At 73.1% G+C, this 26,127-nt stretch carries 21 protein-coding genes; 9 read left to right on the forward strand and 12 right to left on the reverse strand.

The features are described from left to right. The first annotated feature begins 2 nt into the window (after nucleotides 1-2). Complete coding sequence (locus ABD120_RS24000) at nucleotides 3-1,166, forward strand: MFS transporter (protein WP_343952267.1); 1,164 nt, start codon at nucleotides 3-5, stop codon at nucleotides 1,164-1,166. On the opposite strand, the gene ABD120_RS24005 is transcribed toward ABD120_RS24000, so the two are convergent. Continuing rightward, complete coding sequence (locus ABD120_RS24005; protein ID WP_343952268.1) at nucleotides 1,120-1,953, reverse strand: undecaprenyl-diphosphate phosphatase; 834 nt, start codon at nucleotides 1,951-1,953, stop codon at nucleotides 1,120-1,122. The genes ABD120_RS24000 and ABD120_RS24005 overlap by 47 nt on opposite strands. Nucleotides 1,954-2,026: 73 nt before the next feature. Beyond that, nucleotides 2,027-2,833 (reverse strand): Rossmann-fold NAD(P)-binding domain-containing protein, encoded by an 807-nt coding sequence (locus ABD120_RS24010; RefSeq protein WP_343952269.1) that lies wholly within the window; start codon nucleotides 2,831-2,833, stop codon nucleotides 2,027-2,029. A 75-nt stretch (nucleotides 2,834-2,908) separates the two neighbouring features. Here ABD120_RS24010 and ABD120_RS24015 point away from each other — a divergent pair, with 75 nt between their 5' ends. The 4 genes from ABD120_RS24015 to lipB all read left to right on the forward strand — a co-directional run bounded on the left by ABD120_RS24015 (nucleotide 2,909) and on the right by lipB (nucleotide 5,229). Continuing rightward, nucleotides 2,909-3,811 carry an AraC family transcriptional regulator gene (locus ABD120_RS24015; RefSeq protein WP_343952270.1) on the forward strand — a complete coding sequence of 301 codons (903 nt, stop codon included), beginning with the start codon at nucleotides 2,909-2,911 and terminating at the stop codon, nucleotides 3,809-3,811. Next, nucleotides 3,808-4,326: an HAD domain-containing protein gene (locus ABD120_RS24020; RefSeq protein ID WP_343952271.1), complete on the forward strand. Its 519-nt coding sequence runs from the start codon at nucleotides 3,808-3,810 to the stop codon at nucleotides 4,324-4,326. The genes ABD120_RS24015 and ABD120_RS24020 overlap by 4 nt, the downstream gene beginning before the upstream one ends. 65 nt (nucleotides 4,327-4,391) lie before the next feature. After that, nucleotides 4,392-4,580, forward strand: coding sequence for a PspC domain-containing protein (locus ABD120_RS24025; RefSeq protein ID WP_343952272.1), 189 nt, complete (start codon nucleotides 4,392-4,394; stop codon nucleotides 4,578-4,580). Nucleotide 4,581: 1 nt separating this feature from the next. Continuing rightward, nucleotides 4,582-5,229, forward strand: a complete 648-nt coding sequence (gene lipB, locus ABD120_RS24030; protein ID WP_343952273.1) for a lipoyl(octanoyl) transferase LipB — start codon at nucleotides 4,582-4,584, stop codon at nucleotides 5,227-5,229. A 2-nt stretch (nucleotides 5,230-5,231) separates the two neighbouring features. On the opposite strand, the gene rfbD is transcribed toward lipB, so the two are convergent. The 8 genes from rfbD to ABD120_RS24070 are packed head-to-tail and all read right to left on the reverse strand — an operon-like array spanning nucleotide 5,232 to nucleotide 13,841. After that, nucleotides 5,232-6,080 carry a dTDP-4-dehydrorhamnose reductase gene (rfbD, locus tag ABD120_RS24035; protein WP_343952275.1) on the reverse strand — a complete coding sequence of 283 codons (849 nt, stop codon included), beginning with the start codon at nucleotides 6,078-6,080 and terminating at the stop codon, nucleotides 5,232-5,234. Beyond that, nucleotides 6,077-7,006 carry a dTDP-glucose 4,6-dehydratase gene (gene rfbB, locus ABD120_RS24040; RefSeq protein WP_343952276.1) on the reverse strand — a complete coding sequence of 310 codons (930 nt, stop codon included), beginning with the start codon at nucleotides 7,004-7,006 and terminating at the stop codon, nucleotides 6,077-6,079. Before rfbB ends, rfbD begins: the two co-directional genes overlap by 4 nt. Further along, nucleotides 7,003-8,067 (reverse strand): glucose-1-phosphate thymidylyltransferase, encoded by a 1,065-nt coding sequence (locus ABD120_RS24045; protein ID WP_343952277.1) that lies wholly within the window; start codon nucleotides 8,065-8,067, stop codon nucleotides 7,003-7,005. Before ABD120_RS24045 ends, rfbB begins: the two co-directional genes overlap by 4 nt. Before the next feature lie 4 nt (nucleotides 8,068-8,071). Then, nucleotides 8,072-8,929, reverse strand: coding sequence for a class I SAM-dependent methyltransferase (locus ABD120_RS24050; RefSeq protein WP_343952278.1), 858 nt, complete (start codon nucleotides 8,927-8,929; stop codon nucleotides 8,072-8,074). Between the two features lie 35 nt (nucleotides 8,930-8,964). Then, entirely contained in the window at nucleotides 8,965-10,161 is a 1,197-nt protein-coding gene (locus ABD120_RS24055; RefSeq protein ID WP_343952279.1) for a cytochrome P450, read from the reverse strand. 13 nt (nucleotides 10,162-10,174) lie between these two features. Then, complete coding sequence (locus tag ABD120_RS24060; RefSeq protein WP_343952280.1) at nucleotides 10,175-11,308, reverse strand: class I SAM-dependent methyltransferase; 1,134 nt, start codon at nucleotides 11,306-11,308, stop codon at nucleotides 10,175-10,177. Beyond that, the gene (locus ABD120_RS24065; RefSeq protein ID WP_343952281.1) at nucleotides 11,305-12,534 is read right to left on the reverse strand and encodes a cytochrome P450; all 1,230 of its coding nucleotides are present in this window, start codon (nucleotides 12,532-12,534) and stop codon (nucleotides 11,305-11,307) included. Before ABD120_RS24065 ends, ABD120_RS24060 begins: the two co-directional genes overlap by 4 nt. Next, nucleotides 12,531-13,841, reverse strand: a complete 1,311-nt coding sequence (locus ABD120_RS24070; protein ID WP_343952282.1) for a glycosyltransferase — start codon at nucleotides 13,839-13,841, stop codon at nucleotides 12,531-12,533. Before ABD120_RS24070 ends, ABD120_RS24065 begins: the two co-directional genes overlap by 4 nt. Before the next feature lie 283 nt (nucleotides 13,842-14,124). Here ABD120_RS24070 and ABD120_RS24075 point away from each other — a divergent pair, with 283 nt between their 5' ends. From ABD120_RS24075 to ABD120_RS24090, 4 genes are read left to right on the forward strand one after another with little or no spacing between them, the layout of a single operon-like run. Next, nucleotides 14,125-15,564 (forward strand): flavin monoamine oxidase family protein, encoded by a 1,440-nt coding sequence (locus ABD120_RS24075; protein ID WP_343952283.1) that lies wholly within the window; start codon nucleotides 14,125-14,127, stop codon nucleotides 15,562-15,564. Further along, on the forward strand, nucleotides 15,561-18,656 hold the full coding sequence (locus ABD120_RS24080) for a ferritin-like domain-containing protein (protein ID WP_343952284.1): 3,096 nt from the start codon (nucleotides 15,561-15,563) through the stop codon (nucleotides 18,654-18,656). Before ABD120_RS24075 ends, ABD120_RS24080 begins: the two co-directional genes overlap by 4 nt. After that, a complete protein-coding gene (locus ABD120_RS24085) occupies nucleotides 18,653-20,230 on the forward strand; it encodes an FAD-dependent monooxygenase (RefSeq protein WP_343952285.1) in 1,578 nt (525 codons plus the stop codon). Before ABD120_RS24080 ends, ABD120_RS24085 begins: the two co-directional genes overlap by 4 nt. Next, nucleotides 20,230-21,459: a cytochrome P450 gene (locus tag ABD120_RS24090; RefSeq protein WP_343952286.1), complete on the forward strand. Its 1,230-nt coding sequence runs from the start codon at nucleotides 20,230-20,232 to the stop codon at nucleotides 21,457-21,459. The genes ABD120_RS24085 and ABD120_RS24090 overlap by 1 nt, the downstream gene beginning before the upstream one ends. Here the strand turns inward: ABD120_RS24090 and ABD120_RS24095 are convergent. Together ABD120_RS24095 and ABD120_RS24100 are read right to left on the reverse strand one after the other, a co-directional pair. Then, nucleotides 21,413-24,289, reverse strand: a complete 2,877-nt coding sequence (locus tag ABD120_RS24095; protein WP_343952287.1) for a LuxR C-terminal-related transcriptional regulator — start codon at nucleotides 24,287-24,289, stop codon at nucleotides 21,413-21,415. The two genes, ABD120_RS24090 and ABD120_RS24095, sit on opposite strands and share 47 nt — an antisense overlap. Before the next feature lie 354 nt (nucleotides 24,290-24,643). Further along, nucleotides 24,644-26,083: a sensor histidine kinase gene (locus ABD120_RS24100; protein ID WP_343952288.1), complete on the reverse strand. Its 1,440-nt coding sequence runs from the start codon at nucleotides 26,081-26,083 to the stop codon at nucleotides 24,644-24,646. Nucleotides 26,084-26,127 lie beyond the last annotated feature (44 nt).

Here is a 26,127-nt window from a genome sequence, read left to right on the forward strand (position 1 = left end):
CCATGCGATCCAGGCTGTATCCCCTCGCGGTGGGAAATTTCGCCGTCGGTACGGGAATGTTCGTCATCGCCGGTGTCCTCCCGGCGATCTCCCGTGACCTCGGCGTCTCCGCCGCCGTGGCGGGACAGCTCGTCACGGTGTTCGCACTCGCCTACGCCGTCCTGTCCCCCCTTCTCGCCGCCGTGACCGCGCGCGTCCCGCGCAAGCGGCTCATGCTCGTCGCGCTCGTCCTGTTCGTCATCGGCAACGTGCTGACCGTCCTGGCGCCGACGTACCCGCTGCTGCTGGCCACGCGGGTGGTCGCGGCGGCCGGCGCGGCGCTGTTCACCCCCACCGCGTCGGCGGTCGCCGCCGAGCTCGCCGAGCCCGAGCGCCGAGGCCGCGCGCTGGCACTAGTGATGGGCGGGCTGTCCATGGCGTCCGCGCTGGGGGTGCCGCTCGGCACCTGGCTCGGCGGCGAGTACGGCTGGCGGGTCACGATCTGGCTGGTCGTCGGCCTCGCGGTGGTCGGTGGCGCCGGGGTGCTCGCCCAGGTGCCCGAGATCCGGATCCAGAGCTCGGCCCGGCTGCGCGACCGGTTCACACCGCTGGCCGACCGGGGCGTCCTCGCGGTGCTGACCACCCAGCTGCTGGTGTTCGGCGGCGGGTTCACCGCCTACACCTACATCGCCTCGCTGCTGGACCTGCCGCTCGCGGCCGTGCTGTGGGCGTGGGGGATCGGCGGCATCGTCGGCAACCAGGTCAGCGGCAGGCTGACCGACAGGTACGGGCCCCGGCGCATGGTCTTCATCGGCATCGTGGTCGCCACGGCGTTCATCGGACTGATCCCCGTGGCGAACCTGGCGCTGCCGATCGCCCTGGTCTGGGCGTTCCTGTGGGGCATGGTGGGCTGGCTGATCGCGCCCGCGCAGCAGTACCGGATGCTCGCCGCGCTGCCCGGCAACGTGCCGGTCGGGCTCGGCCTGCTGTCGTCGGCGCAGTACGCGGGCATGTTCGTGGCCGCGCTCGGCGGCGGCGTGGCGCTGGAGCAGTACGGCAGAGCGGGCGTGATCGGGCTCGCCGTCGCGCTCGGCGCGGTCGGCGTGGTGTTCACGCTGGTGACCTACCGGCCGCAGGCGGTCAGCCTCCCTGAGCCGGAATCCAGCCTAGGTTCACGGACAGGATGACGAAGAGCCCGAGGACGATCCGGTAGACGACGAACCCGGTGAAGCGGTGGGTGCTGATGTACTTGAGGAACCAGGACACGGCGGCGTACCCGACGGCGAAGGAGATGCCGGTCGCCAGTAGCGTCGGACCCCAGTCGGGCGCGCGACCGCCGCCGATCTCGGCGAGTTCGAGGAAACCGGAGGCCAGCACGGCGGGGATGGCCAGCAGGAAGGAGTAGCGGGCCGCGTCCTCGCGCCGGTAGTCGAGCAGCAGGCCCGCCGTGATGGTGCCGCCGGAGCGCGAGACGCCGGGGATGAGGGCCAGCGACTGCGCGAAGCCGTACACGATGGCGTGCACCGGGCTCAGGTGCTTCTCCAGGGTGAGCTTGTTGCGGGCGGTGCGGTCGGCGAACCACAGGATGAGCGCGAAGACGATGAGCGTGGTGCCGACGATCCGCAGATCGCGGAAGACGGTCTCGATCTGCGTCTTGAGGACCAGGCCGAGAACGCCGATGGGCAGGGTGCCGAGGATGATGTACCAGCCCATCCGAGCCGGGAAGGCGTGGCGCAGCTCGCGGTCGAACAGCGACCTGGTCCAGGTGGACAGGATCTCCCACAGTTCCCTGCGGAAGTAGATGAGCACCGCGGCCTCGGTGCCGAGCTGGATGACCGCGGTGAAGGCGGCGCCCGGGTCGCCCCAGCCGGCATAGGCGGAGACGACCCGGATGTGCGCGGTCGAGGAGATCGGAAGAAACTCCGTCAGGCCCTGGACCAACCCCAGGATCACCGCTTCGAACCAGCTGATCACGTCTTCGCCCCTCTCCGTCGTCCCGGTGACGATGGCGAGGGTATCCGCCACGGAGCGTGATCGGCGCCAGGCGTCACCTCTGCCAGGTCGTGGCGGCCTTCGCCGCGTACTCGGCGAAGTCGCGCGGCGGCCGGCCGAGGGCCTGCCGTACCCCGTCCGCGAGGCTCTCGTTGCGTCCGTCGAGGACCTCGGCGAACAAGGCGTTGAGGCCGTGCGCCGTGTCCTCCGGTACGCCTGCGGCCACGGCACCCGCCGCGAACTCCGCAGGCGTCACCGGCGCGTAGCGGACCTCGCGCCCGCTCGCGGCCGAGATCTCGGCCGCGGCCTCGGCGAACGACATCAGGCGCGGCCCGGTGAGCTCGTACACCTTGCCCGCGTGGCCGGGTTCGGTGAGGGCGGCGACGGCCACGTCCGCGATGTCGTCGGCGTCCACGAACGGCTCGGTCACCGCGCCCGCGGGCAGTGCGACCGTGCCGCTGAGCACCGGGTCGAGCAGCCAGCCCTCGCTGAAGTTCTGCATGAACCAGGAGCAGCGCACGACGGTGGCCTCGACCCCGGCGTCCAGGACGATCCGCTCGGCCCGCTGCGCCAGTTCCTCGTTGCGGCCCGACATCAGCACGAGCCTGCCGACCCCGGCGGCGACGGCCTGCTCGGTGAGGGCGGCGATCCGGCCCAGCGCCCCCGGGAAGGCCAGGTCGGGGTAGTAGGTGATGTACACGGCGGAGACGTCGCGCAGCACGGGCGCGTAGGTGCGCTCGTCCTCCCAGTCGAAGGCGGGACGGGAGCCCGCCCGCACCTGCCGGCCCGTCGCGCGCAGGCGCTCCGCCACGCGGCGCCCGGTCTTGCCGTTCGATCCCAGAACCAAGGTGGTGTTCGTCATGTGTCCCAGTGAATCGCCACAGGGTGAGACTTGACATAGTTGAAACTCGCGATTCCATATGCAATCGTCTCAAATATGGATCAGCTTGCCGCGTTGCTCGACGGGCCGAGGGCCAGGGGTGCCTTCCTGCTCCGCGCCCACCTCGACCCGCCCTGGTCTATGCGGGTGCAGGACGAGGCCCCTCTCACGCTGGTCGCCGTCGTCAAGGGGGAGGCGTGGATCGGCGAGTCCACCCGCCTGCGGCCGGGTGAGGTCGCCGTGGTGCGGGGGCCGCAGCCGTACGTCGTGGCCGACCGGCCGGGCACCCCGCCGCAGGTCGTCATCCACCCCGGCCAGCGCTGCACCACGCTCGACGGGCAGTCGCTCTTCGAGTCGATGCTCCTCGGCGTGCGCACCTGGGGCAACAGCGGCGCGGGCGGCGCCACGGCGATGCTCGTCGGCACCTACCAACTGGAGGGAGAGGTCAGCAGGCGGCTGCTCGACGCGCTCCCTCAGCTCATCGTGCTGCCGGGCGGGCCGCTCATCGGGCTGCTCGGGCAGGAGGTCGTCAAGGACGAGCCGGGGCAGGAGACCGTCCTCGACCGGCTGCTCGACCTGCTGCTCATCTCCACGCTGCGCACCTGGTTCGCCGAGCACGAGACGCCCGCGTGGTACCGCGCGATGGGCGACCCGGTCGTCGGCCGGGCGATGCGGATGCTCCACGACGACCCCGCCCGAGCCTGGACGGTCGCCGCGCTGGCCGCCGAGGTCGGCGTCTCCCGCGCCTCGCTGGCCCGGCGCTTCACCGACCTGGTCGGCGAGCCGCCGATGTCCTACCTGACGGACTGGCGGCTCGCACTGGCCGCCGACCTGCTGCGCGAGCCCGGCGCCACCGTCGGCTCCGTGGCGCGCAAGGTCGGGTACGGCACCCCGTTCGCGCTCAGCGCCGCCTTCAAACGGGTGCGCGGAGTGAGCCCACAGGAGTACAAAGCAGGATGAGACCCCTCCTGTTGGTGGACGTGGACGGCGTGCTGAACCCGCTGGGACCTCTCAGCGCGGACTTCCGCCGCTACCGTTGCCCCCTGGAAGGCCCCCTCGGTAGCGAGGTGTACACCGTGCATCTCAACCACCGGCACGGTACCCGGCTGCTCGAACTCGCCCTGCGCACCGGCGCCGAACTGGTGTGGGCGACGACCTGGGAGGAGCACGCCAACGAGTGGATCGCGCCCCGGATCGGGCTGCCCCGGCTGCCGGTGATCCCCGTCGGGACCGCGCACGGCACGACGCGGGGGGAGATGTTCAAGACGCCGGGCGTGGCCGACTACGTGGCGGGGCGGCCGTTCGTCTGGTTCGACGACATGATCCACGCCGCCGACGACGCCTATCTGCGGGCGCACCCCGGGGTCGGCGCCTTCCTGCTGGTCCAGGTGGACCCCAGGCAGGGCCTTGACCAGCGGCATCTTGACCTCGCGGCCGAATGGCTGACCCTGTCAGGGTTTTCTCAGGGTCGCTGAAGGAACGCGGGAAAGTGGGTAAGTCGTTCTACCGGATGAGTTCGCAAACCACACGGAGGAACGAGATGTACCGCTCCAAGGAGCACAAGATCATCGCTGGCGTCTGCGGTGGCATCGCGGACAAGCTGGGCTGGTCGCCGACGCTCGTGCGTGCGCTCTGGCTGCTGCTGTCGCTTTTCCCCGGCCCGATGTGGGTCCTCTACGTCATTCTGTGGATCGTCCTGCCCGCCCGTTCCCGGAGCTACGCTGGATGACATGAAGCCACGCCCGCTCACGCTCATCCACGACGACCTCGTCGACTACGACGCGGCTATGGAGCGCATGACCGACCTCGTCGGCCGGCGCCAGCGAGACGAGCGGGCGGACACACTCTGGCTGCTCAGCCACCCGATGGTGTTCACCGTCGGGCGGCGCACACCCGAATCCCACCTGCCCGATCCGACCCACGGCGTACCCGTGGTCGAGACGGGCAGGGGCGGCCAGCTGACCTACCACGGGCCCGGCCAGCTGGTCGGCTACCTCATCGTCAAGCTCGCCGAGGACGAGGGCATCGTCGACTACGTCCGCGAGGTCGAGCTGCGCCTGGTGGAGGCGCTCGGCAAGCTGGGGGTGCCCGCCGAGCGCCGCGACACCCCGCCGGGCCACGAACTCCTCACCGGCGTCTGGACCACCGGGACCAGCCGGAAGATCGTCTCGATCGGCATGCGGCAGAGCAGGGGGGTGACCAGCCACGGCTTCGCCCTCAACGTCGACGGCGACCTTACGCCGTGGCGCTGGGCCGTGGCCTGCGGCATGCCGGACGTCGACATGACCTCGGTCCGGCGCGAGCTGGGCCCGGCGTCCATGGCCTCGATGGACACAGTCCGAGAGACGGTGGCGGCGGCCTTCGAGGCCCGCCCCTGACCTCAGCGGAAGGCGGCGGGTTCCGTCGCCAGAACAGGCCAGGCGGCGTGCAGCGCGGCCCGCCAGTGGCGGATCGGCTCCCACCGCGTGTGCGCCAGCACACTGCTGGCCGGGCGCCGGGCTACGCGGCCCAGGGCGGCGCCCGCCACCGGGCGCACCCTGCCGGGATCGGCCCCGAGCAGGGTGAAGATCTCCCTGGCGAAGCCGTACCAGGTGGTCGCCCCGGCGCTCGTGCCGTGGTACACGCCCGGCGGCAGGTCCGACAGCGCCAGCCTGACCAGGAAGTCGGCCAGGTCCTCCGTCCACGTGGGCTGGCCGCGCTGGTCGTCGACCACGTCCACGGTCTGGACCTGCCCGGCGAGCCTGATCATCGTGCGGGCGAAGTTGGCGCCACCGGCCCCGTACAACCAGGCGCTGCGCACCACGTACTGGCCGTGCTCCAGCGCCGCCGCCTCCCCGGCCAGCTTGGTCCTGCCGTAGGCGTTGACCGGCCCCGTCGGCGCGTCCTCCCGGTACGGCGCCGCGCTCGCCCCGTCGAACACGTAGTCCGTGGACAGGTGCAGCAGCCGGGCGCCCGAACGCGCGCACGCCTCGGCCAGCACCCGCACCGCGTGGCCGTTGACGGCCAGCGCCTCGGCCTCGTGGGCCTCGGCGTCGTCCACGGCGGTCCAGGCCGCGCAGTTGACGACGACCCGGGGCCGGTAGGAGCCCACCAGCTCACGCACCGCGCGGCCGTCGCACAGGTCGAGTTCGGCCCGGCCGGGCGCCAGCACCGGGTCGCCGATCAGCGCGGCCCGGCCGAGCACGTCGCGGGCCAGCATCCCGGCGCCGCCGGTGACGAGCCATCTCATGACCCGGCCCACCAGCCGGGGTTGGCGGCGTACCAGCGCACGGTGTCGCGCAGCCCCTGGTCGAACTCGACCTCGGGGCGGTAGCCCAGCGCCCTGAGTCGGCGGTCGTCGAGCGAGTAGCGGCGGTCGTGGCCCTTGCGGTCCTCGACGTACTCGACCCGCCCCCAGTCCGCGTCGGACGCCGCCAGCAGGTGCCCGACCAGCTCCTTGTTGGTCATCTCCGCGGTGCCCGCGATGTGGTACACCTCGCCGGGCAGGCCGACCTCCGCCACCAGGCGGATGCCCGCGCAGTGGTCGGCGACGTGCACCCAGTCGCGCACGTTGCCGCCGTCGCCGTAGAGCGGCACCCGCTCGCCGCGCAGCAGTCTCGTGACGAACAACGGGATGATCTTCTCCGGGTACTGCCGGGGCCCGTAGTTGTTGCCGCACCGGGTGATCGACACGTCGAGGCCGTGGGTGATCGCGTAGGCCTGGGCGACCAGGTCGCCGCCCGCCTTCGCCGCCGCGTACGGCGAGCGCGGCCGAAGCGGCGCCGACTCCGTCCACGAGCCGACGCCGATCGAGCCGTACACCTCGTCGGTGGAGACCTGGACGACCTTGCGCACGCCCGCCTCCAGGCAGCCCTGCAGCAGGGTCTGGGTGCCCAGCACGTTCGTGCGCACGAACTCGGCCGCCCCCTCGATCGAACGGTCCACATGGGACTCGGCGGCGAAGTTGACCACCAGGTCGTGGCCGGGCAGCACCTCGCGCAGCAGCCCGGCGTCGCAGATGTCGCCGTGGACGAACGCGTGCGGCACCCCGTCCAGGTTGGCCCGGTTGCCGGCGTAGGTGAGCTTGTCGAGCACGGTCACCTCGGCGCCGCCCAGCCCGCGCGCGAAGTGCGAGCCGATGAACCCGGCCCCGCCGGTCACCAGGATCTTCTTCATGAGCTGATCTGCACCTTGCTGTGATCGCCCAGCACGAGGCGGTGGGCTCTTGGGGTGGAGGGCGCGGGTGTGACCTCGACGTCGTGGCCGATCAGCGACGCCTCGATGCGGCCCACGCCGTCGATGGAGGCGCGCGGCAGCACGATCGAGTACTCGATCTCGCTGCGGGCGACGACGCACCCGGCGCCGATGGAGGTGAACGGGCCGACGTAGCTGGCCTCGACGCGGGCCCCGGCGCCGATGATCGCCGGGCCGACGACCCGGGACCGTTCGACCACGGCGCCGCGTTCGACGACCACCCGGCCGATCAGCTCGCTGCCGTCCACCCGGCCGTCGGTTCTCGGTTCCAGCGACTCCAGCACCAGCCGGTTGACCTCCAGCATGTCGGCGACGTTGCCGGTGTCCTTCCAATAGCCGGAGATCACCGAGGAGTCGACCCGCAGGCCCGCCTCGATCAGCCACTGGATCGCGTCGGTGATCTCCAGCTCGCCCCGCCACGACGGCTTCAGCCCGGCCACCGCCGCGTGCACGGCCGGGGTGAACAGGTAGACCCCGACCAGCGCCAGGTCGCTCTTGGGGTGGGCGGGCTTCTCCGCGAGGCTCACCACGCGGCCGTCGGCGTCCAGCTCGGCGACGCCGAACTGGGACGGGTCGCCGACCCGGGTGAGCATGATCTGGGCGGCCGGCCGGACCCGGGCGAACCGCTCCACCAGGGCGTCGATGCCGCCCACGATGAAGTTGTCGCCCAGGTACATGACGAAGTCGTCGTCGCCGAGGAAGTCCCTGGCGATCGACACCGCGTGGGCCAGCCCCAGCGGCGCCCGCTGGCGCAGGTAGGTGGCCCGCAGCCCGAACGCCGACCCGTCGCCGACGGCCGCCTCGATCTCCGCCTGGGTATCGCCGACCACCAGGCCCAGGTCGGTGATCCCGGCCGCCGCGATCGCCTCCAGGCCGTAGAACAGCACCGGCTTGTTGGCGACCGGGACCAGTTGCTTGGCCGAGGTGTGGGTGATGGGCCGCAGCCTGGTCCCCGACCCTCCGGCGAGCACCAGCGCCTTCACGGCGTCACGCCCCGCCTCGGGCCACGAAGTAGGCGACGGGGAAGCCGAAGCGGACCTTGCCGTCGGCGCCCGCCTGCGCCGTCGCGTCGGCGGTCAGCGCCCGCTCGACCGCCGCCCGGCGGCCGTCGGGGACCGCGTCCCACACCGCGCGCATGCCGTGCTGCTGCGTCCAGCGCACCAGCCCGGCCGGGGTGTCGGCGACGACCGCGATCTCCTCGCGGTGCTCCACGACGTCGGCGAACCCGGCCTCGGCCAGCAGCGCGGGCACGGCCGACAGGTCGAGCAGATCGCCGTTGATCAGCCTGGCCAGCATCGGGTGCGCGCGCAGCGCCTCGCCGGGGATCTCGGCGGCGAGCCTGCCGATGTCGACCGGGCCGGTCTTCCACGCGCCGATCTGGTTGCGGGTGTCCGGCGCGGTGAAGGCCAGCGTGCCGCCGGGCCGGAGCAGGCGCGCGTAGTCACGGAAGGCGGCGGCGAGGTCCGGCAGCATGACGATGCTCATGCTGCCGGTGATCGCGTCGAACTCCCGGGGCTCGAATCCGGGGCGCTGGCCGTCCATGTGCCGGACCTCGATGTTGGGCACGCCCGCCGCCGCGACCGACGCCCGCAGCGCCTCGACCATGCCCGCCGAGAGGTCGATGCCGAACACCCGGCCCGTCGGGCCCACGGCCTCGGCGAGGGGGAACGTCACCGCGCCCCGGCCGCAGCCGACGTCGAGGATCTGCTGTCCCTTCTCGATGCCGAGCAGTTCGACGAGCCGTTCGGCGACGGGCCTGAAGAACAGCACGCCCTCGGTGTCGTACTCGCCGGCGACCTTGTCGAAGACACCGTCGAACGCGCCCTTGGCTGAGGTGTTGACCATCGAAGACTCCTTCTGGTTTCGCTGGAAAGGGATGTTCACCACTCGACGGGCAGCCGCAGCGGGCCGCGCTGCAACCCGCCCTCCTTCCACGGCACCTCCTGCGGGGGCACCGCGAGCCGCAGTCCGGGCAGCCGCCGGGTCAGCTCGGTCAGTGCCGTGGCGAGTTCGAGCCGGGCCAGCGGCGCGCCCAGGCAGAAGTGCGGTCCCGCGCCGAACGACAGGTGCTTGATCGCGTCCTCGCGGCCGAGGTCGAGGTCGTTGGGGCAGGCGAACAGCGCCGGGTCGCGGTTGGCGACGTGGTGCAGCACGGCGACGGTCTCGCCCGCCCTGACGCGCTGCCCGCCGAGCTCGACGTCCTGCACCGCGACGCGGATGAGCATCCCCGTCGGCGACAGCAGGAGGTAGCGCAGCAGTTCCTCGACGGCGTTCGGGATGAGGTCCGGCCGCTCGCACAGCCGGGCGTACTCCTCACGGCGCGTCAGCAGGAGCAGCAGCGAGTTCGACAACTGCTTGAGCGTCGTGTCGTGGCCCGCCCCGAGCATCAGGAACAGGTTGTTGACGAGCTGGTCCTCGGTGAGCCGGGCGCCGGCCGCGCGGACGTGGATCAGCTCGGTGGTGAGGTCGTCGCCCGGGTGGGCGCGCTTGGCGGCCACCAGGTCGCGCATGTAGTTCCGCAGGTTGCCGATGCCCTCGCCGATCTCCTGCGGGGTGTAGCCGGTGTCGCCGAGCATCCGGTCGGTCCAGTCCATGAAGCTGCCCCGGTCCTCGTAAGGGACGCCGAGGAGCTGGCAGATCACGCTGACCGGCAGCGGAGCGGTGAAGTGCTCGACCAGGTCGAGCGGCGGGCCCGCCCGCTCCACCTGGTCGAGCAGCTCGCCGACCAGGCCCTCGATCCACGGCCGCATGTTCTCGACCATGCGCGGGGTGAACGCCTTGGAGAACAGCCGGCGCGCGGCCAGGTGGGCTTTGCCGTCCATGCTGATCAGCAGGTCGGGTACGGCGTTGCCGATCTTCGGCCCGTCCGGCTCGACGGCGGCGTGCCGGGAGAAGCGGGGGTCGGTGACGACCTGCCTGGCCGCCTCGTTGCCGAGCGCCACCCACAGTTCGCCGCCGTCGCGGTAGCGGGCCCGCACGACCGGCGCGTCGCCGAGCAGTTCGATGCCCCGCGCGTCGGCGTCGAGCGCGCTCGACCGGACGAACGGGAACTCCGGCAGCGGGCAGGTCTGTGTCATCGTCGGTCTCCCGTCACAGGAACAGCGCGGACTCGGCCCTGGTCACCCACGCGGGGGCGCCGCGTTCGGTGTTGCGTCCCTTGTGGACGAAGGCGATGTTGTGGTGCAGAGAGATGCCGGACACCGTGCGGTCGGTGAGCGACGGGTCGTGCTCGACGTCGCGGACGAGTTGCTGGTGGTTGAGTCCGTCGATCAGCTCCTTGACGAAGCCGACCGTCGTCGCCGGGGTGCTCAGTTCGGTGCTGCTGCCGCCCCAGCCCGGCCAGTACGACGCGCCGAGGTCCTCGATCACGTACAGGCCGCCCGCCCGCAGATGCGGGAACAGGATGCGGAAGGAGGTCAGGACGTGGTCGTTCACGTGGCTGCCGTCGTCGATGACGAGGTCGAACGGGCCGTGCTCGGCGGCGACCCGGGCCAGGAAGTCGAGGTCGTCCTGGGCGCCGAACACCGACCGGGCGCGCTGCGGGGCGGTCAGCGCCTTGTCCTTGGCGTCCATCCGGATCACTTCGCCGCGCCGGAAGTAGTGCGTCCACATGCGCATGGACTCGCCGCCGTCGCAGCCGATCTCCAGGACCCGCACGCGGCTGTCGCGGAAGCGGCGGAAGTGCTGCTGATAGTGCCCGGTGTACCAGTGCCTGCCCCATTTGTCGGTTCCGGTGCGGATCGCCAGCTCGGTCAGGTCGACAGGGTTCTGCGTGGCCGCCAGGGAGGCCGAGCGGGCGGCGGCCACGGCGGCGGCGCGGCGGCGGGCCAGCCGGCCGGTCGGGTCCGAGCCGGGCGGGCCGTCCGGGGCGTTGAGGAAGATCTCCCTGGTGGCGTCGTGGACGCCGGCCTCGCCGTACACCGAGCGGAGCAGTTCGGTGAGCTCCTGGCGGATCACCACGTCCGGCTCGGCGAGCGGACCGGCCGCGACGCTCGCCGCGCCGCCGCCGACGGTCAGCGTGTAGGCGAGCCGTCCGCCGCCGAAGCCCAGGTCGAACTGCACCGGCACCTTCTCCTCCGGGCCGGGCAGCACGCCGGTCAGCGCGGCCACCTCGGCCAGCACGATCTCGGCGACCTCGGCGGGGCCCAGGGCGGCCACGGCGGCGTGCGCCTCGTGCTCTGGCAGCGCCGCGACGGCGACGACGGATGCGGATGTGACGGTCACGGGGTCATCCCTTCCGGATTCGGGGTGGGGCCTGCCAGCACGACGGGCAGGACGCTGATGCGGCGGGTCATCCACTCGGACTCCCATCCGACCTCGGTCCGCTCGCTGAGCCTGGCGTGCGGGAAACGGCGGAAGAACGCGGTGAGCGCGATCCGGGCCTCCAGACGGGCCAGCGGCGCCCCGAGGCAGTAGTGGTGGCCGAGTCCGAAGCTGATGTGGCCCCGGCCCGCCTCGGGGTCGAACTCGCCGGTGCGCTCGTGGTGCGGGCAGCGGTTGGCCGCCGCCACGTTGATCTGCACGGGCGCCCCCGCGGGGATCAGGTAGCCGCCGAGGTTCACGTCCTCGGTGGCGAACCGCCAGGTGGCGTGCGGGAACGGCGGGTGCACGCGCAGCGTCTCCTCGATCCACCCGTCGATCTGCTCGGGGGTGCGCGGCCGGGCGCCGGCGTCGCGGCCGAGCGCCTCCAGGATCCCGGCGGAGATGAGGCTCGCCGTGGACTCGTAGCCCGCCATCACCAGGCCGACCGTCCAGGTCACGACCTCGTCGGGGGTGATGGCCTCCTCGCCGTCCACGGCGTCGAGCAGGCCGGTGATCAGCCCCTCGGCCAGGGGGCCCGGGTCGGCGGCCCAGCCCGCCACCGCGCCGGCCAGCGCGCCGACGCCGCCCGCTCGCTCCTCCTGCTTCGGCGAGTAGATGATGGCGTCGGTGGCCCGCCGCATCACCGCGTACATCTCGGGCCGCAGGCCGAGCATCTCGCCGATGAAGGCCAGCGGCAGCGGGTAGGCGTAGCGCTCCATGAGGTTCAGCTCGCCCGACAGCCCGTCCAGCAGTTCCTCCGCGAGCGCGGCCAGCCGGGCGCCCCACCTCTCGGTGTTGCGCGGTGTGAAGACACGCGCGTGCAGGCGCCGGATGCGGGCGTGCTCGGGGCCCTCGCTCATCACCATCGTGCGGGCGACGTCGGCGCGCGGCTGCGAGCCGATCATGACACCGGTCACCCGCCGCATCCACTCGGGGGTGAGCTCGATGTCCTTGCTGAGCCTGCGGTCGGTGAAGGCGGCGCGCGCCAGTTCCATGTCGGTGACCGCCCACGCGGTGCCCCCGTAGTAGTCGACCTTGACGACCGGCGCGACGCGGCCCGCCGCGACCAGGCTCGGCAGGACGTCCACGGGCGCCGGAATGGTCGGCACGTCCACGTGCGGCGCGTCCAGCAGCTCTTCGGATCTCACAGCGGGCCTCCGGTGGCGGGCGCGGTGCGGGCGGGGATCAGTTCCTCGATCAGCTCGGCGGCCCGGCGCGGGCCGTCGTGCCGGGCGAAGGCGTCGTGCAGCCGGGCCGCGGCGGCCCGGTGCTCCGGGCCGTCCAGCACCGCCCGTACGGCGGCGCGCACCCGCTCCGGGGCGAGCCGCGCCCCCCGCAGCGCCACCCCGGCACCCGCGTACGCCACCCGGGCGGCCACGTCCGCCTTCTCCTCCGTGGCCCCGGCGACGACCAGCGGGACGCCGTGCCTGAGCGCCGCCGTGACGCCGTTGAAGCCGCCGTTGGTGACCATGACGTCCACGTACGGCAGCAGCCGGTGGTACGGCACGAAGCCCTCCACCCGCACGTTCGCGGGCAGCGTCCCGGCGCTCGGGCCGAGCGTGCGGTTGCCGGTGGTCACGACGACCAGCACCGGTTCGTCGGCGAGCGCCCGGATCGCGGGCAGGAGCAGCCGGCGCGCGTCGTCGGCGATCGTGCCCTGGGTGACCAGCACGACCGGCCGCTCGCCGCGCAGCTCCTCCCACCACGGCGGCGGGTCGAAGGCCGTGTCCGACGGCGGCAGGTCGAGCGCGCCGACGAAGTGCGTGCCCGCGAACAGGTCGGAGCGCGGGAACTCCAGCTCGGCGACGGTGCCCACAAGATAGCGGTCGGGACGGCGGGCGATGTTCTCCATCCCGCCCGCGCGCAGGCGGGCCAGCCCCGCCTGCGCGCGGGCCGCGTCGGCCGCCCGCCGCAGCCCGCGCAGCATGATGTGATCGCCCGCCCAGGCGAGCACGGCGTTGCGCAACCGGCCCGCCCGCGTCGCCGAGGGGCCGAGGCCGCGCCCGAGCGGAGCGGTGTCGCGGCTGCCCAGCACGTAGATCGAGTTGCCGATCCACACGTGCGGCAGCCCGGTGTGCTCGGCGGCGAAGCTCGCGCCGTAGCACATGTCGTCGGACACCAGCACGTCCGCGGGGAACCGGTCCAGCACCCGGAGCAGGTCGTCCATCTGGTCCGGCGCGGTGCGGTAGAAGATGTCCCGCATCCCCGCGACGAAACTCGCCGCGCCGGTGAGCCGGGCCTGGGCGGGGAACGCCTCGGCCTTGCTCTGCCCGGAGAAGTCGTGCGCCGCGAACATCGGCAGATGCCGCGCGCCGACGGCGGTGATCTTGCTCCGGTAGCCGTCTCCGGTGTACCAGCGCACGTCGTGGCCGGCGCGCACCAGGTTCCGCGCGACCGGGACCACCGGGTTGACGTGGCCGTCAGCCGGGGTCGTCGCGATCAGAACGTGTGCCAAGGCCGCCCTCCCTCGTCAGTACGGCGGCACCGCCCTGCCGGCCTGCCGCGCTGACCCGACCGTCGCCCCCGGCGCTCCGGCCCGGCAAGAGACCCCCACAGACACTGCCAGTCCTGGTGATTTCCCCGCACTCCACGCGATCCCGGTACGTAAACCGCTACTCACTCTGGGGACACCGGCTGGGGATGTGGGTCCGCCCCGGCCCGCCGACGATGGGGCTCACCTGCGGTTCGACACACCGTCGAAAGGGAGGAACACCCCTATGTTCAGTCGTCTACCGAATGTGCGGGAGCCCCGGCGGGTCACCGTACTGGGCGCGGGCGTGGCGGGGCTGGTCGCCGCCTACGAGCTGGAACGGCTCGGGCATCAGGTGGAGATCATCGAGGCGGCCGACCGGGTCGGCGGCCGTGTTCACACGCACCGGTTCGGTTCGGCCCCCGGCGCCCCGTTCGCCGACCTGGGCGCGATGCGGCTGCGCACCGACCACACGCGTACCCTGCACTACGTCGTCGAGCTGGGCCTGCACAACGACATCCGCGAGTTCCGCACGCTGTTCGCCGACGACGGCAACCTGCTGTCGATCCACGACGAGCGGCACATCAGGGTGCGCGAGGCCCCGGACGTGCTCACCGGCAGGCTCGCGGCACGGCTCGGCGACCACTCCTACCGGCCGGCCACGCTGCTGTTCGGGGCGTGGCTGCACGCGTGCCTGGAGGCCATCGCGCCCCGGGACTTCAACGACTGGCCGGAGGTCACCACCGAACTGCTCGATCTGGTCGACGGCATCGACCTGGAGCCGTACCTGCACCCCGCCGGGTCCAAACCGGACCTGTACGCCGTGGTGAAGGACCACCCGCAGATCCGCTCAGGACCCTTCAGAGGCCGCGAGCGGCTGCTGGACGACGTCCTGGACGAGACCAGCCCCGCGCTCTACCGGCTGCGCGGCGGCATGGAGACGCTCACGAACGCGCTGGCCGCGCGCATCCAGGGCCCCATCTGGCTGAACCAGGAGGTGACCGGGATCGCGGTGCACGACGACGGCGTGGCGGTCGGCGTCCGGCGCGGCGGCCGGATCCGCTACCGGAACTACGACCACGTACTGTGCACCATCCCGTTCACCGTGCTGCGCGGCCTGCGGCTCGACGGGTTCGACGCGGACAAGCTCGCCGCCGTCCACGAGACCCAGTACTGGCCGGCGACCAAGATCGCGCTGCGCTGCCGCGAGCCGTTCTGGGCCGCCGACGGCATCGCCGGCGGCGCCTCGTTCACCGGCGGGCTGGTCCGCCAGACCTACTACCCGCCCGTCGAGGGCGACCCGGCGCAGGGCGCGGTGCTGATCGCCAGCTACACCATCGGCCCGGACGCCGAGGCGCTGGGCAGGCTCGACCCGGCCGCCCGCCGACAGGTGGTCCTGGACGAGGTCGCCCGGATGCACCCCGGCCTGCGGGAGCGCGGCATGATCCTCGACACCGCCGGCCGCGCGTGGGGCGAACACCGGTGGAGCCTGGGCGCGGCCACCATCCGCTGGGGCCAGGACGCCGGCACCCGCAAGGAGCAGCAGTGGGCGGCGGCCCGGCCGCAGGGCAGGCTGTTCTTCGCGGGCGAGCACTGCTCGTCCATGCCGGCCTGGATCGAGGGCGCGATCGAGTCGGTCACCGACGCGCTGCGCGACATGGAGACCCGCGACCCGCACGAACTGATGCGGCTGGATCTGGGCCGATGAGCGTCTTCAGCCTGCCCCGCCTGCACTTCGCCGGCCTGGCGACGACCCAGTTGCCCACCGGCCCGAGGCAGGGGCTCACCGACCTCGCCACGAACGGGGCGCTGTGCGCGGACGGCACGCCGTTCCCGCCCGGCCGTCCCCCGGCCGAGTACGACGGGCCGCGCGGCGAGCACTTCGCGGGCAACGGCCACTTCGCCGTGCCGTCCGCCGCGATCACCGGCGTCGAACTGCGCGCGGGCGAGGTGGACACGGCCGATCCGGTGGTGGGCCGCCAGGTCGATCTGTGGGGGCACTACAACGAGTACCTGCAGACGACCGTGAACCGGGGCCGTGTGTTCGACGTCGACCCGGCCTCGAACTGGACCACCACCGTGATGGTGGGCCAGTTCGGGTTCGGGCGGGCGGGGCGCTCGCACGACACCGGGTACGCGCTCGTCGGCGATGTGCACGGCTACCAGCCGCCGAGGTGGCAGGACCTGCGCAGGGGCACGGTCGTGCACCAGTTCGCGGTGGCCCGCGAGGAGATCGCCTGGCCGGCGCCGGTCGCCGGGTCCGAGGCGGTCGCCGCGCTGGCGCGGGCGCTGGCCGGGTCCGACGGGCTGGTCGTGCAGTTCGCCCTGCTCGCCCCGGACGGCCCGCGCCTGCCGGACGCGCCGAGGAGCTGGGAACTGCGCGGCACGATCGCGCCCTGGTGGCGCGCCGAGCCCAGGACCTTTCCCGCCGGGCGGCTGATGCTGCCGGTCGAGCCGGGCGTCCGGGTGTTCTCCGTGGACGTCGGTGCCGAGTACGTCACGCTGAACCTGGTCACCGCCGCCGCGTCGCTGCCGCCCGGCGAGGTGGAACTGCGGACCGCGCGGACCGGCAAGCTGGTCGCCGCCGTACCCGTGCGGTCCTGCCGGGAGTCCGCGCGGCACGGCGGGCTCGTCTGCGCGACCCGCCTGGGCGAGGCGGAGGACGAGGCGCTGGTCCTGGTCGCCGCGCGCGACGGGCGGGTGCTCGCCCGCGAGCAGGAGGTCGTACTGCAGGCCGACGACGCCTGCCAGGTGCTCGACCACCCCAGGCACGCGGGCGACGACTCGTGCGACGCCGAGGTGGGGTTCCGGTCGTTCGTACGCGGCCGCCCGGCGCCCGTGGCGGTCGTGCGGGTGCGGCAGTTCCCCAACCCGAGGGCGCTGCCCCTCGCCCCCGACGCCGCCACCGCCGAGATCGTGCACGTCGCCGACCCCGAGAGAACCGGCCCCGAGAGCACCGACACTCTGAGCACCGACACTCTGAGCACCGACACTCTGAGCACCGACACTCTGAGCATCGACCCCCCGAGCATCGACACTGTGAGCACCGACGCCGGCGGCTTCGGCCGACTCACGTTGCGCGGGCTGCGGCCCGGGTCCACGCGCCTGCTGCTGGGCGGCGACGCCACGGGAGTCCACTACGACAACGACGACGAGCTGGGGTTCTGGGCGGGCGCCGGCGGCGTGCACGTGCGGGTGCTGCCCGACGACTGGCGGCTGGCGGACCTGCGCGACGACGAGGTGACCTTCGAGACCGTCTACCGCGAGGTCTTCGCCCCGTACGAGGCCCAGTACTCGTTCATGCGCGAGGAGGTCTTCAGCCTCGCCGACCGCTGCAAGGTCGAGACGTACGCCAAGCTCGTCTGGCAGATGTGCGACCCGCGCAACAAGGCGACGACGTACTACATGCCGCCCACCCGCGACCTCACCGCGCCGAAGGCCGCGCTGCTGCTCAGGTACCTGCGGCGGGTGCAGCGGCCGGACCACGTCCTGCTGCGGGCCGAGACGCCCGCCGCGCGGCCCGGCCTCGCGACCCGGGCCGAACTCGTCGCCGCGCTGCGCGACGCGGTGAAGCTCGAACTGGCCGTGATGATCCAGTACCTGTACGCGGCCTACACCGTGCCCGACCACGGCGCCGGCCGCGAGTACGTGCGCCGGGGCGACTGGACGCCCGAGCAGCTCGCGCTCGCCTGCGGCGACGGCGGCGAGACGCTCGCGGGCGGCATCAGGGGCACGCTGATCCGGGTGGCCCGCGAGGAGATGATCCACTTCCTGCTGGCCAACAACATCCTGATGGCGATCGGCGAGCCGTTCCACCTCCCGCACCTGGACTTCGGCACGCTCAACGCCGAACTCCCGATCGCGCTCGACTTCTCACTGGAACGCCTGGACGTCGCCAGCGTCGCCCGGTTCGTCCGCATCGAGGAGCCGGACGGCCTGGTCACACCGGTACGGCTCGGCACCCGCACCAGCACCGGCACCAGCACCAGCGCCGACGCCGACGCCGACGCCGACGGCGACGGCGGAGAACCCGGCTACGCGTCGATCAGTGAGCTGTACGGCGACATCCGACGGGCGCTCACCACGATCCCCGGCCTGTTCCTCACCGAGCCCGGCCGAGGCGGCGGCGAGCACCATCTGTTCCTGCGCAAACGGGTGAACGACCACCATCCGGACTACCAGCTTGAGGTCGACGACCTCGCCAGTGCGCTGTTCGCCATCGACGTGATCACCGAGCAGGGCGAAGGCGGGGAACTGACCGACGGGGACGAGCCGTCGGAGGAGTCGCACCACGCCGCGTTCCTGGGAGTGGCCGAGGCGCTGCGCCGGTCGGACTGGGTCCCGTCCTACCCGGCGGCACGCAACCCGACGCTGCGGCGGGGGGATCGCGCCCGCCAATACATACCGGACCCGGACGCGCGCCGGGTGATGCGGCTGTTCAACGCCGCCTACGCGGTGGCGTTGCAGCTCATGGTGCAGCACTTCGGCGCGGGCCCGGACACCAGCCTGCGCCGCTCGAAGCTCATGAACGCCGCCATCGACGTGATGACCGGGGTGCTGCGCCCGCTGGGCGAGCTGCTGACGACCATGCCGTCCGGGCTGCGCGGCCGTACGGCGGGGCCGTCCTTCGAGCTCGACGCGCCGCCCGCCTTCATCGCGCGCCCCGACGTGGCGGCGCTGCGCGTCGCGCGGCAGCTCGACGACGTGGCGGCGGCGGCCTCGGCCTGCCCGCCGGTGCCCGCACGCGTGGCCGAGATCAGCACCCTATTGGCCGAACAGTTGAGGGGAAGCGTGAGATGACTCGCAGCGAAGAGACCGACGTCCTCATCGTGGGCGGCGGCCCCGTGGGCCTGGCCCTGTCACTGGACCTCACCCATCGCGGCGTCCGGCACATCGTGATCGACGCGGGCGACGGCGTGGTGCGCCACCCGAAGGTCAGCACGGTCGGGCCGCGCTCGATGGAGCACTTCCGCCGCTGGGGGGTGGCCGGGCGGGTCAGGGACGCGGGCTGGCCGCCCGGTCACCCGCTCGACATCGCGTGGGTGACCCGCGTCGGCGAGTACGAGATCCACCGGTTCGAGCGCGGCACCGCCGCCGCCCGCCCGGTGTTCCGCCACACGCCGGAGCCGGACCAGGTGTGCCCGGCCCACCTGCTGAACCCGGTGCTGGCGGGCGCGGTGGGCAGGCCGCTGCGCTACCTGCACCGCCTGGAGCACTTCGAGCAGGACGCCGGTTGCGTGCGGGCCACGATCTCCTCGAACGGCGAGGAATCGGTCGTCTGGGCGCGCTATCTGGTGGCCTGCGACGGCAGCTCCTCCGTCGTGCGCAAGGCCCTCGGCATCGACTCGCCCGCCCGCCACGAGGCGCAGGTCTTCCGCAACGTGCTCTTCCGCGCGCCGGGGCTGCCCGCGCGCCTCGCGGAGCGCGGCCACCGGAGCGCGCTGGTGTACTACCTGATGCACTCCTGGTCGCTGCGCTACCCGATGCGTTCCCTGGACGGGCGCGGCCTCTACAACATGGTCGTGGACGGCCGCTCCGACCAGGGCGCGCTGGAGCTGATCCGCTCCGCCATCGCCTTCGACGTGCCGGTCGAGCTGGTCGCCGACGGCCTGTGGCACCTGACCCACCGGGTGGCCGACCGGTACCGGGCGGGCCGGGTGTTCCTGGCGGGCGACGCGGCGCACACGCTGTCGCCGTCCGGCGGGTTCGGCATGAACACCGGCATCGGCGACGCCGCCGACCTGGGCTGGAAGCTCGCCGCCGCCGTCGCGGGCTGGGCGGGCGACGGCCTGCTCGGCACCTACGAGACCGAACGCCGCCCGGTGGCGATCGCCGGCCTCGACGCGGCCGAGGCGAACCTGCGGCGTACGGTCGACCGCGACCTCCCCGCCGAGCTGGCCGCGTCCACGGAGAAGGGCGCGCGGCTGCGGGCGGAGATGGCCGAGCGGCTGGTGAACAGCGGCGCGCGCGAGGAGTTCGACGCCCCCCGCGTCCATTTCGGGTTCCACTACCGCTCGCCGATCGTGGTCTCCGACGGGCCGGCCGAGCAGGGCCCGAGGTGGCGGCCGGGCAGCGACCCGGGCTGCCGCGCCGCCCACGCGTGGGTACGCCCGGGGGTGTCCACGCTGGACCTGTTCGGGGACGGCTTCACGCTGCTGCGCTTCGCCGATTCGCCCGCACTGTCCGCGTTCGTTACGGCCTTCACCGAGCGCGGCGTGCCGTTCCGGTCGGTGCTCGTGGGCGACCCGGACACCGCCGCCCTGTACGGTCACCGTTTCGTCCTGGTCCGCCCCGACGGGCACGTGGCCTGGCGCGGAGACGACCTGGAGGCGGCTCCCGCGAACCTGGCGGATCTCGTGCGAGGGGCGGGGTGATGGAGCCGTTCTCCCCGCTGGGCTGGTCCCCGGCCGATCTCGCCGACCCGTACCCGATCTACCGCCGCTACCGCGAGGCCGACCCGGTGCACCGCGCCGGTCCCGGGACCTGGTTCGTGTTCGACCACGAGCATGTCGCGCAGACCCTGTCGCGCCGTGACTTCGGCCGTAACCGGCCCGCGCACCTGCCGGGCCGCAACGACGCGCTGTATCGCAGCGTGCGGGACTGGCTGGTGTTCCTGGACCCGCCCAGGCACACCCGGCTGCGCCGCCTGCTGGCCGCCGAGTTCTCCCCGAAGGTCGTGGCGGGGTTGCGGCCGCGCATCGCCTCGATCGTCGCGTCGCTGCTGCGTCCGCTGTGGGGGCGGGAGGAGTTCGACCTGGTGCGGGAGTTCGCCGCGCCGCTGCCTGTGCTGGTGATCTCCGCGTTGCTCGGCGTGCCGGGGGAGCGGCACGCCTGGTTCCGGGAGCGGGCCGAGTGGCTGCAGGAGGCCAGTTCCGCGCGGGCGGCGCGTGCCTCGGGCGGGCTCGCGCGGGCCTCGGGCGGGCTCGCGCGGGCCGAGACGGCGGCAGGGGAGCTGACCGAGTACTTCGACGAGCAGGTGCGGGCCCGCCGCGCCGCCCCGCGCGACGACCTCGTCTCGCTGCTGGCCGCCGCGCCGGGGCTGACCGGCGACGAGATCACCGCCACCTGCGTGCACCTGCTGACGGCGGGGCACGAGACGACCACCAACCTGCTGGGCAAGTCGGTGCTGCACCTGTCGGCCCGCCCGGACCTCGCGCGGACGCTGAGGCAGGAGCCCGCGCTGGTCCCCTCCGCCGTGGGGGAGCTGGTGCGCTTCGACGCGCCGGTGCAGATGATCACCCGGTGGGCCACCGAGGCGCAGGAACTCGGGGACCGGAAGATCGCGGCGGGGGACAAGGTCGTCCTGGTTCTCGGGTCGGCCAACCGGGACCCGGCGCGCTTCACCGCGCCGGACCGGATCGTGGTGGACCGCGACACCTCCCGGCACTGCGGGTTCGGGATGGGCATCCACTACTGTCTCGGCGCGCAGCTCGCCAGGGCGGAGGCGGAGCTGGCGCTGCCGCCGCTGCTCGAACTGCTGCGCGGGTTCGGGGTGAGCGGGGCGCGGTACGCGGAGGACCTGGTCTTCCACGGCCCGGCCGCGCTCACCCTGCGCGCTATCGGGACGGCTGGAAGCGGCGCGCCAGCTCCACCCGCGAGGTGACCTCCAGCTTGCGGAACACCTTCCGCAGATGGAAGGCGACCGTGTGGTGCGAGATGAACATCCGCCGCGCCACCTGCTGGTTCGTCAGTCCGGAGGCGACCAGGTCGGCGACCTTGCGCTCGGTGTCGGTGAGTGTGTCGGCGCTCTCGCCGGAACCGCGCTGCCTCCAGTGCCTGCGCACCACGCCCGCCGCGCGCAGCACGCTCCGGACCCTGGTGGCGTCCGGGTCGGCGAGGATCTCCTGGTAGAGGGCCGCGCTCTGCTCCAGATGCCGTACGGCCGACTCGCGGTCGGCGTCGAGGAGCACCCGGCCGAGGTCCTCGGCCGCCGAGGCGCGCTCCCACGGGCCGGGGAAGGCCGAGGCGGCGGCCAGTGCCGCGCTGTCACGCTCCAGCAGGCCGCGTGCGTGCGCGGCGGCGGCGGCCATGGTGCGGACCTCCGGGTTGGCCGCGGCCAGTCGTTCGGCGGTCTTCACGGCGGCGGCGGCCCAGTCGCCTCGGTCCTCGCCGAGCGCGGTGCGCACCGTCCACGCGGCCGCGCCGGCCGCGCTGGCGAACAGCTCGCGGCGCTGCTGCTCGCCCAGCGCCACCTCGCGCAGCAGGGCGCGGGCAGGGGCCGGGTCGCCGTGCGCCTCGGCCAGGCGGGCCTCCGCCCAGGCCAGCGGCAGCGAGCGCACCGCCGACGTCTCGGCGCGAGCCCAGGCGACCAGCGGGTCCTCCCCGCGCGGGCGGCCCACGCCGGTGCGCAGGGTCGCGGTCGTGAGAACGTACAGGGCCTCGTGCAGGTACAGGTGGGTGCCGGTGTCGTGCGCGATGCGCAGGCCCGCCAGCGCCTCCGCCGTGGCGTTCGAGGTACGGCCGACCGCGAGCTCCACGCGGGCGCGCAGGATGTGTGGCACGGCGGCCAGCGCCCGGTCGACGTGCTCGGCCGTCTCGTCGATCACGGCCAGCGCCTCGTCGTGGTGCTCCAGGCAGGTCAGCACCTCGGCCAGGCCGATCAGCGGATGGCAGATCCAGCTGATGACCGGCCCGCCGTGGTCGTCGGCCACGGCCTTGCGGCACAGCGTGAGCGCCTCGGTGAGCCTGCCCTCGCGCCAGCTCCGCATGGCCGCCAGCACCGGGAAGTCGCTCTCGCCGACGCCCCGGCGCTCGGGCGGCGGCTGGTCGCGGCGCAGGACGCTGACCAGCACCTGGTTCACGGTGAGGTTGTGGCGCAGCTCCGCGGGCGCCGCCGGGTTGGACAGCACGGACTCGGCGACGCGCCCGGCGTCGCGGTGCCTGCCCTCCAGGGTCAGCGCGGTGGACAGCCAGTACCGCAGCGCGGTTTTGGCGGTCTCGGGGAGCGGGCCGGTCAGCGCGTCCTCGGCGAGCCTCACGGCTCGCGAGATCGGGCCGGAGCGGGCGCACGCCTCGACCGCGATCTCGGTCAGCGGCAGGCAGGCCGCGTGACCCGGGGGCAGCAGCTCCAGCCCGCGCAGCGCCAGCTCGGCGGCGGTGCGCGGCGCGGGCCGCAGTGCCTCCTCCGCCGCGTCGCGCAGCAGCAGGATCGCGGCCTCGTCGCCGTGGAACGCGCCCCGCGCCACGTGGCAGGCGGAGTCGACGCGTGAACCGCCCCGCGCGATGATCATCGCGGCCGCCTGGCGGTGCAGCGCTCCCCGGACGGCGTCCGGGATGTTCTGCAGCAGCGCCTGCCACAGCAGCGTGTTGCGAAAGCGCATGCTCTGCTCGGCGCTCTCCAGCACCTCGGACGTGAACGCCTCGCGGAAGGCGGGCAGCAGCGCGGCCAACGGCTGGCCGAGCAGCGTCGCCAGGTCGTCGGGCAGGAACGTGCGGCCGAGCACCGAGGCCACGTCGAGCACCCGCCGCGTCTCCTCCGACAGACAGTCCAGGCTGCGGTGCAGCACCTGGCTGAATCGGTGGGGCAGCGCCGCGCCGCCGTTCAGGAGCGGTTCGTGGCGTTCGCCGCCCAGGAGCCGGGTGATCCGCGCGAAGTCCGCCTGGCACTCCTTCACGCCCTCGTCCGCCACGACGCCGAGCAGTTCCACGACCGTCGCCGGGATGCCGCCCGCGCAGTCGACGAGCATGGTGAGGCTGGCGTCCGGCGGGACGCCCAGCACGTCCTCCACGAGCGCCGCGACCTCCGGACCCGCCATCCTGGGCAGTTCCACCCGCACCGCGTCCGGCCGCTGGCGCAGGTGGCCGCGCCACTGGTCCAGGTACGGCCGGTCCATCTCGGGCCGCTCGGCGACCACGCACACCAGCGGCCGGAGCGCGGCCTGGGCCGCCAGCGCGTCGAGCGTGCGGGCGGCCACCGCGTGGCACCACTGCAGGCCGTCCACGGTGACCAGCACGGGGCCGCGCGCGAGATGCCCGTCGAGCATGGCGCCGAACGCGCCCTCGCAGCCCGCGACGGCCGGCCGGCCGCCCACGAGGAGCGCGGCGAACGCCTCCGGCCGCAGGTCCTCGTCGGAGCCGACGCCGACGACGGTGAACCCTTTGTCCGCCGCGACGGCCCGGAGTTCGGACAGGACGGTGGTCTTGCCGATACCCGCTCTTCCGGTCACCGCGACGACCGCGCCGCGTCCTGTGGCGGCTGTCACGTCGAGCACGGCGGCGAGCCGCTGCCGCTCCTGTTGCCGCCCTCGCACCGCGCGCCGGGTCCGCACCGCGACCCGTCGCGGGTGCAGGGCGCGCGGTACTGCGGACGACGCGGCATTCGTACGGAGATGCCGTACCTCGACCATGCGGGCCAGCCCCTTTCCCATCACTGCCTCGTAGTCGCTGCGCCGCAGTGCGGCGTCGATCTCGTCGGCCGCGACGATGGCCGTCATCAGGTCGACCACCTGTGTCGCCCTCGCCGCGCTGTCGCGGGACGAGGCCCCAGCTCTTCCTTGTCTACCGGTGGTCGGTGAACGCCCGGTTACCAAGGAATTGTTCCGGGATTATTCACATATGGTGTCGCGCGTTTTCGCTGGATATTCAATGGTGTGAATATCAACCATTGATCCGAAACCAGGTGCCGCCCGGTAAACCGGCCGCCCGTTTTCGGCGGTACCGCGACCGCCCAGGAAATCCGCATACTTACGAATGCTAGGGAGCCGGGTCGTTCCCGGCATTGCCGACAGCGCCCAGTTCCACTACCGGCCAGTGGTAAAGGCCATTTGGCGGCCAGCCGGGATATGGGGTCACACCGGCAGCTCCAGCCGTACGGTGGTGCCGGTCTCCGGCGGGCTCTCCAGCCACAGCCGCCCGCCGAGGGCCTCGACCCGGTCGACGAGCCCGACGAGACCGGAGCCGCGTGCCGGGTCGGCCCCGCCGTGGCCGTCGTCGACGATGGTCATCCGCAATGTCCCGTCGGAGACCGTGACGTGCACGTCCACGGTGCTCGCGCGGGCGTGCTTGGCGGCGTTGGTGAGCGCCTCGGAGACGGCGTAATAGGCGGCGATCTCGACGGGTTCCGGGAAACGGTCCCGGGTCCTGACGTCCAGGCTGACCGGCACGGGGGAGCGGCGGGCCAGCGCCTTGAGCGCAGAGGTGAGCCCGCCTTCGACGAGCACGGCCGGGTGGATGCCCCGCGCGATCTCGCGCAGTTCGTCGAGCACCGCGACCAGCCCGTCGGCCACCTCGTCCAGTTCCTCGTCGAGCCCTGGGACCTCGGACGGCACCGCCATCTGGGCGGCGCGCAGTTGCAGGGCCAGGGAGACCAGGCGCTGCTGGGCGCCGTCGTGCAGGTCGCGCTCGATCCGGCGGCGCGCGGTGTCGGCGGCGGCCACGATCCGCGCCCTGGACGCGGTCAGCGCGGCCTTGGCCTCCGCGTTGGCCAGGGCGGCGCCGATCAGTTCGGTGAAGTCGGAAAGCTGGTCCTCAAGGCCGCCCGGCAGCGTCCTCTCGGAGCAGGCCACGCTGATGACCCCCCACAGGCGTCCCTCGACCCGGATCGGCACCCCGACGATCGTCCTGAAGTCGCCGTCGGAGTCGGGGGCGGGCTCGTCGATCCGTGCCGCTCTGCCCGCCTGGTGCACGATCGTGTGCGAGGTCCGGTCCTGGTGACGCAGCCGCCTGCCGACCGCGAAGCGCCGGATGCCGACCCGGCTCCAACTGCCGAGGACCGTGGCGGAGCCGTCCGGGTCGTAGCGGGTCAGGACGGTCAGAGCGACGTGGAAGAGCCGCCCGACCTCCGCCGTGACGGCGGCGAACACCTCCTCGGGCGGTGCCCCCTTGGCGACCAGGGTCGCCACCCGCCGCAGCGCCGCCTGCTCCTCCGCGAAGGCGCGCAGTTCCGTGCGGGCCTGCGCGGTGGCGAGGGCGGTGGCGATGAGTGGGGTGAAGTCGGCCAGCCGCTGCTCGGTGCTCGGGGGCAGCGGGCGCGGCGGCATGGAGATCACCATGACGACGCCCCAGATCCGGTTCTCGACGGAGATCGGCACACCGACGATCGCACCGAACCCGCGCTCGCGGGCGAAGGCGGCCGGGGCCCCCGAGGCATGGGAGACGTGGTCGATCCGCATCGGCCGGCCGGTCTCGAAGACCTGCGTCACCACGTTGCGCCCGCCCAGCGTTACCCGGGTGCCGACGGGGAACGACGTCTCGCCGCCGGCCGCCGACCAGCCGCCGAAGTGGCGCACGGTGGATCCGATCGGCCTGGTGACCGTACGCGATCGGGGCTATC

Origin of the sequence: Nonomuraea longicatena, assembly GCF_039525605.1 — a bacterium.
Taxonomy (GTDB): domain Bacteria; phylum Actinomycetota; class Actinomycetes; order Streptosporangiales; family Streptosporangiaceae; genus Nonomuraea; species Nonomuraea longicatena.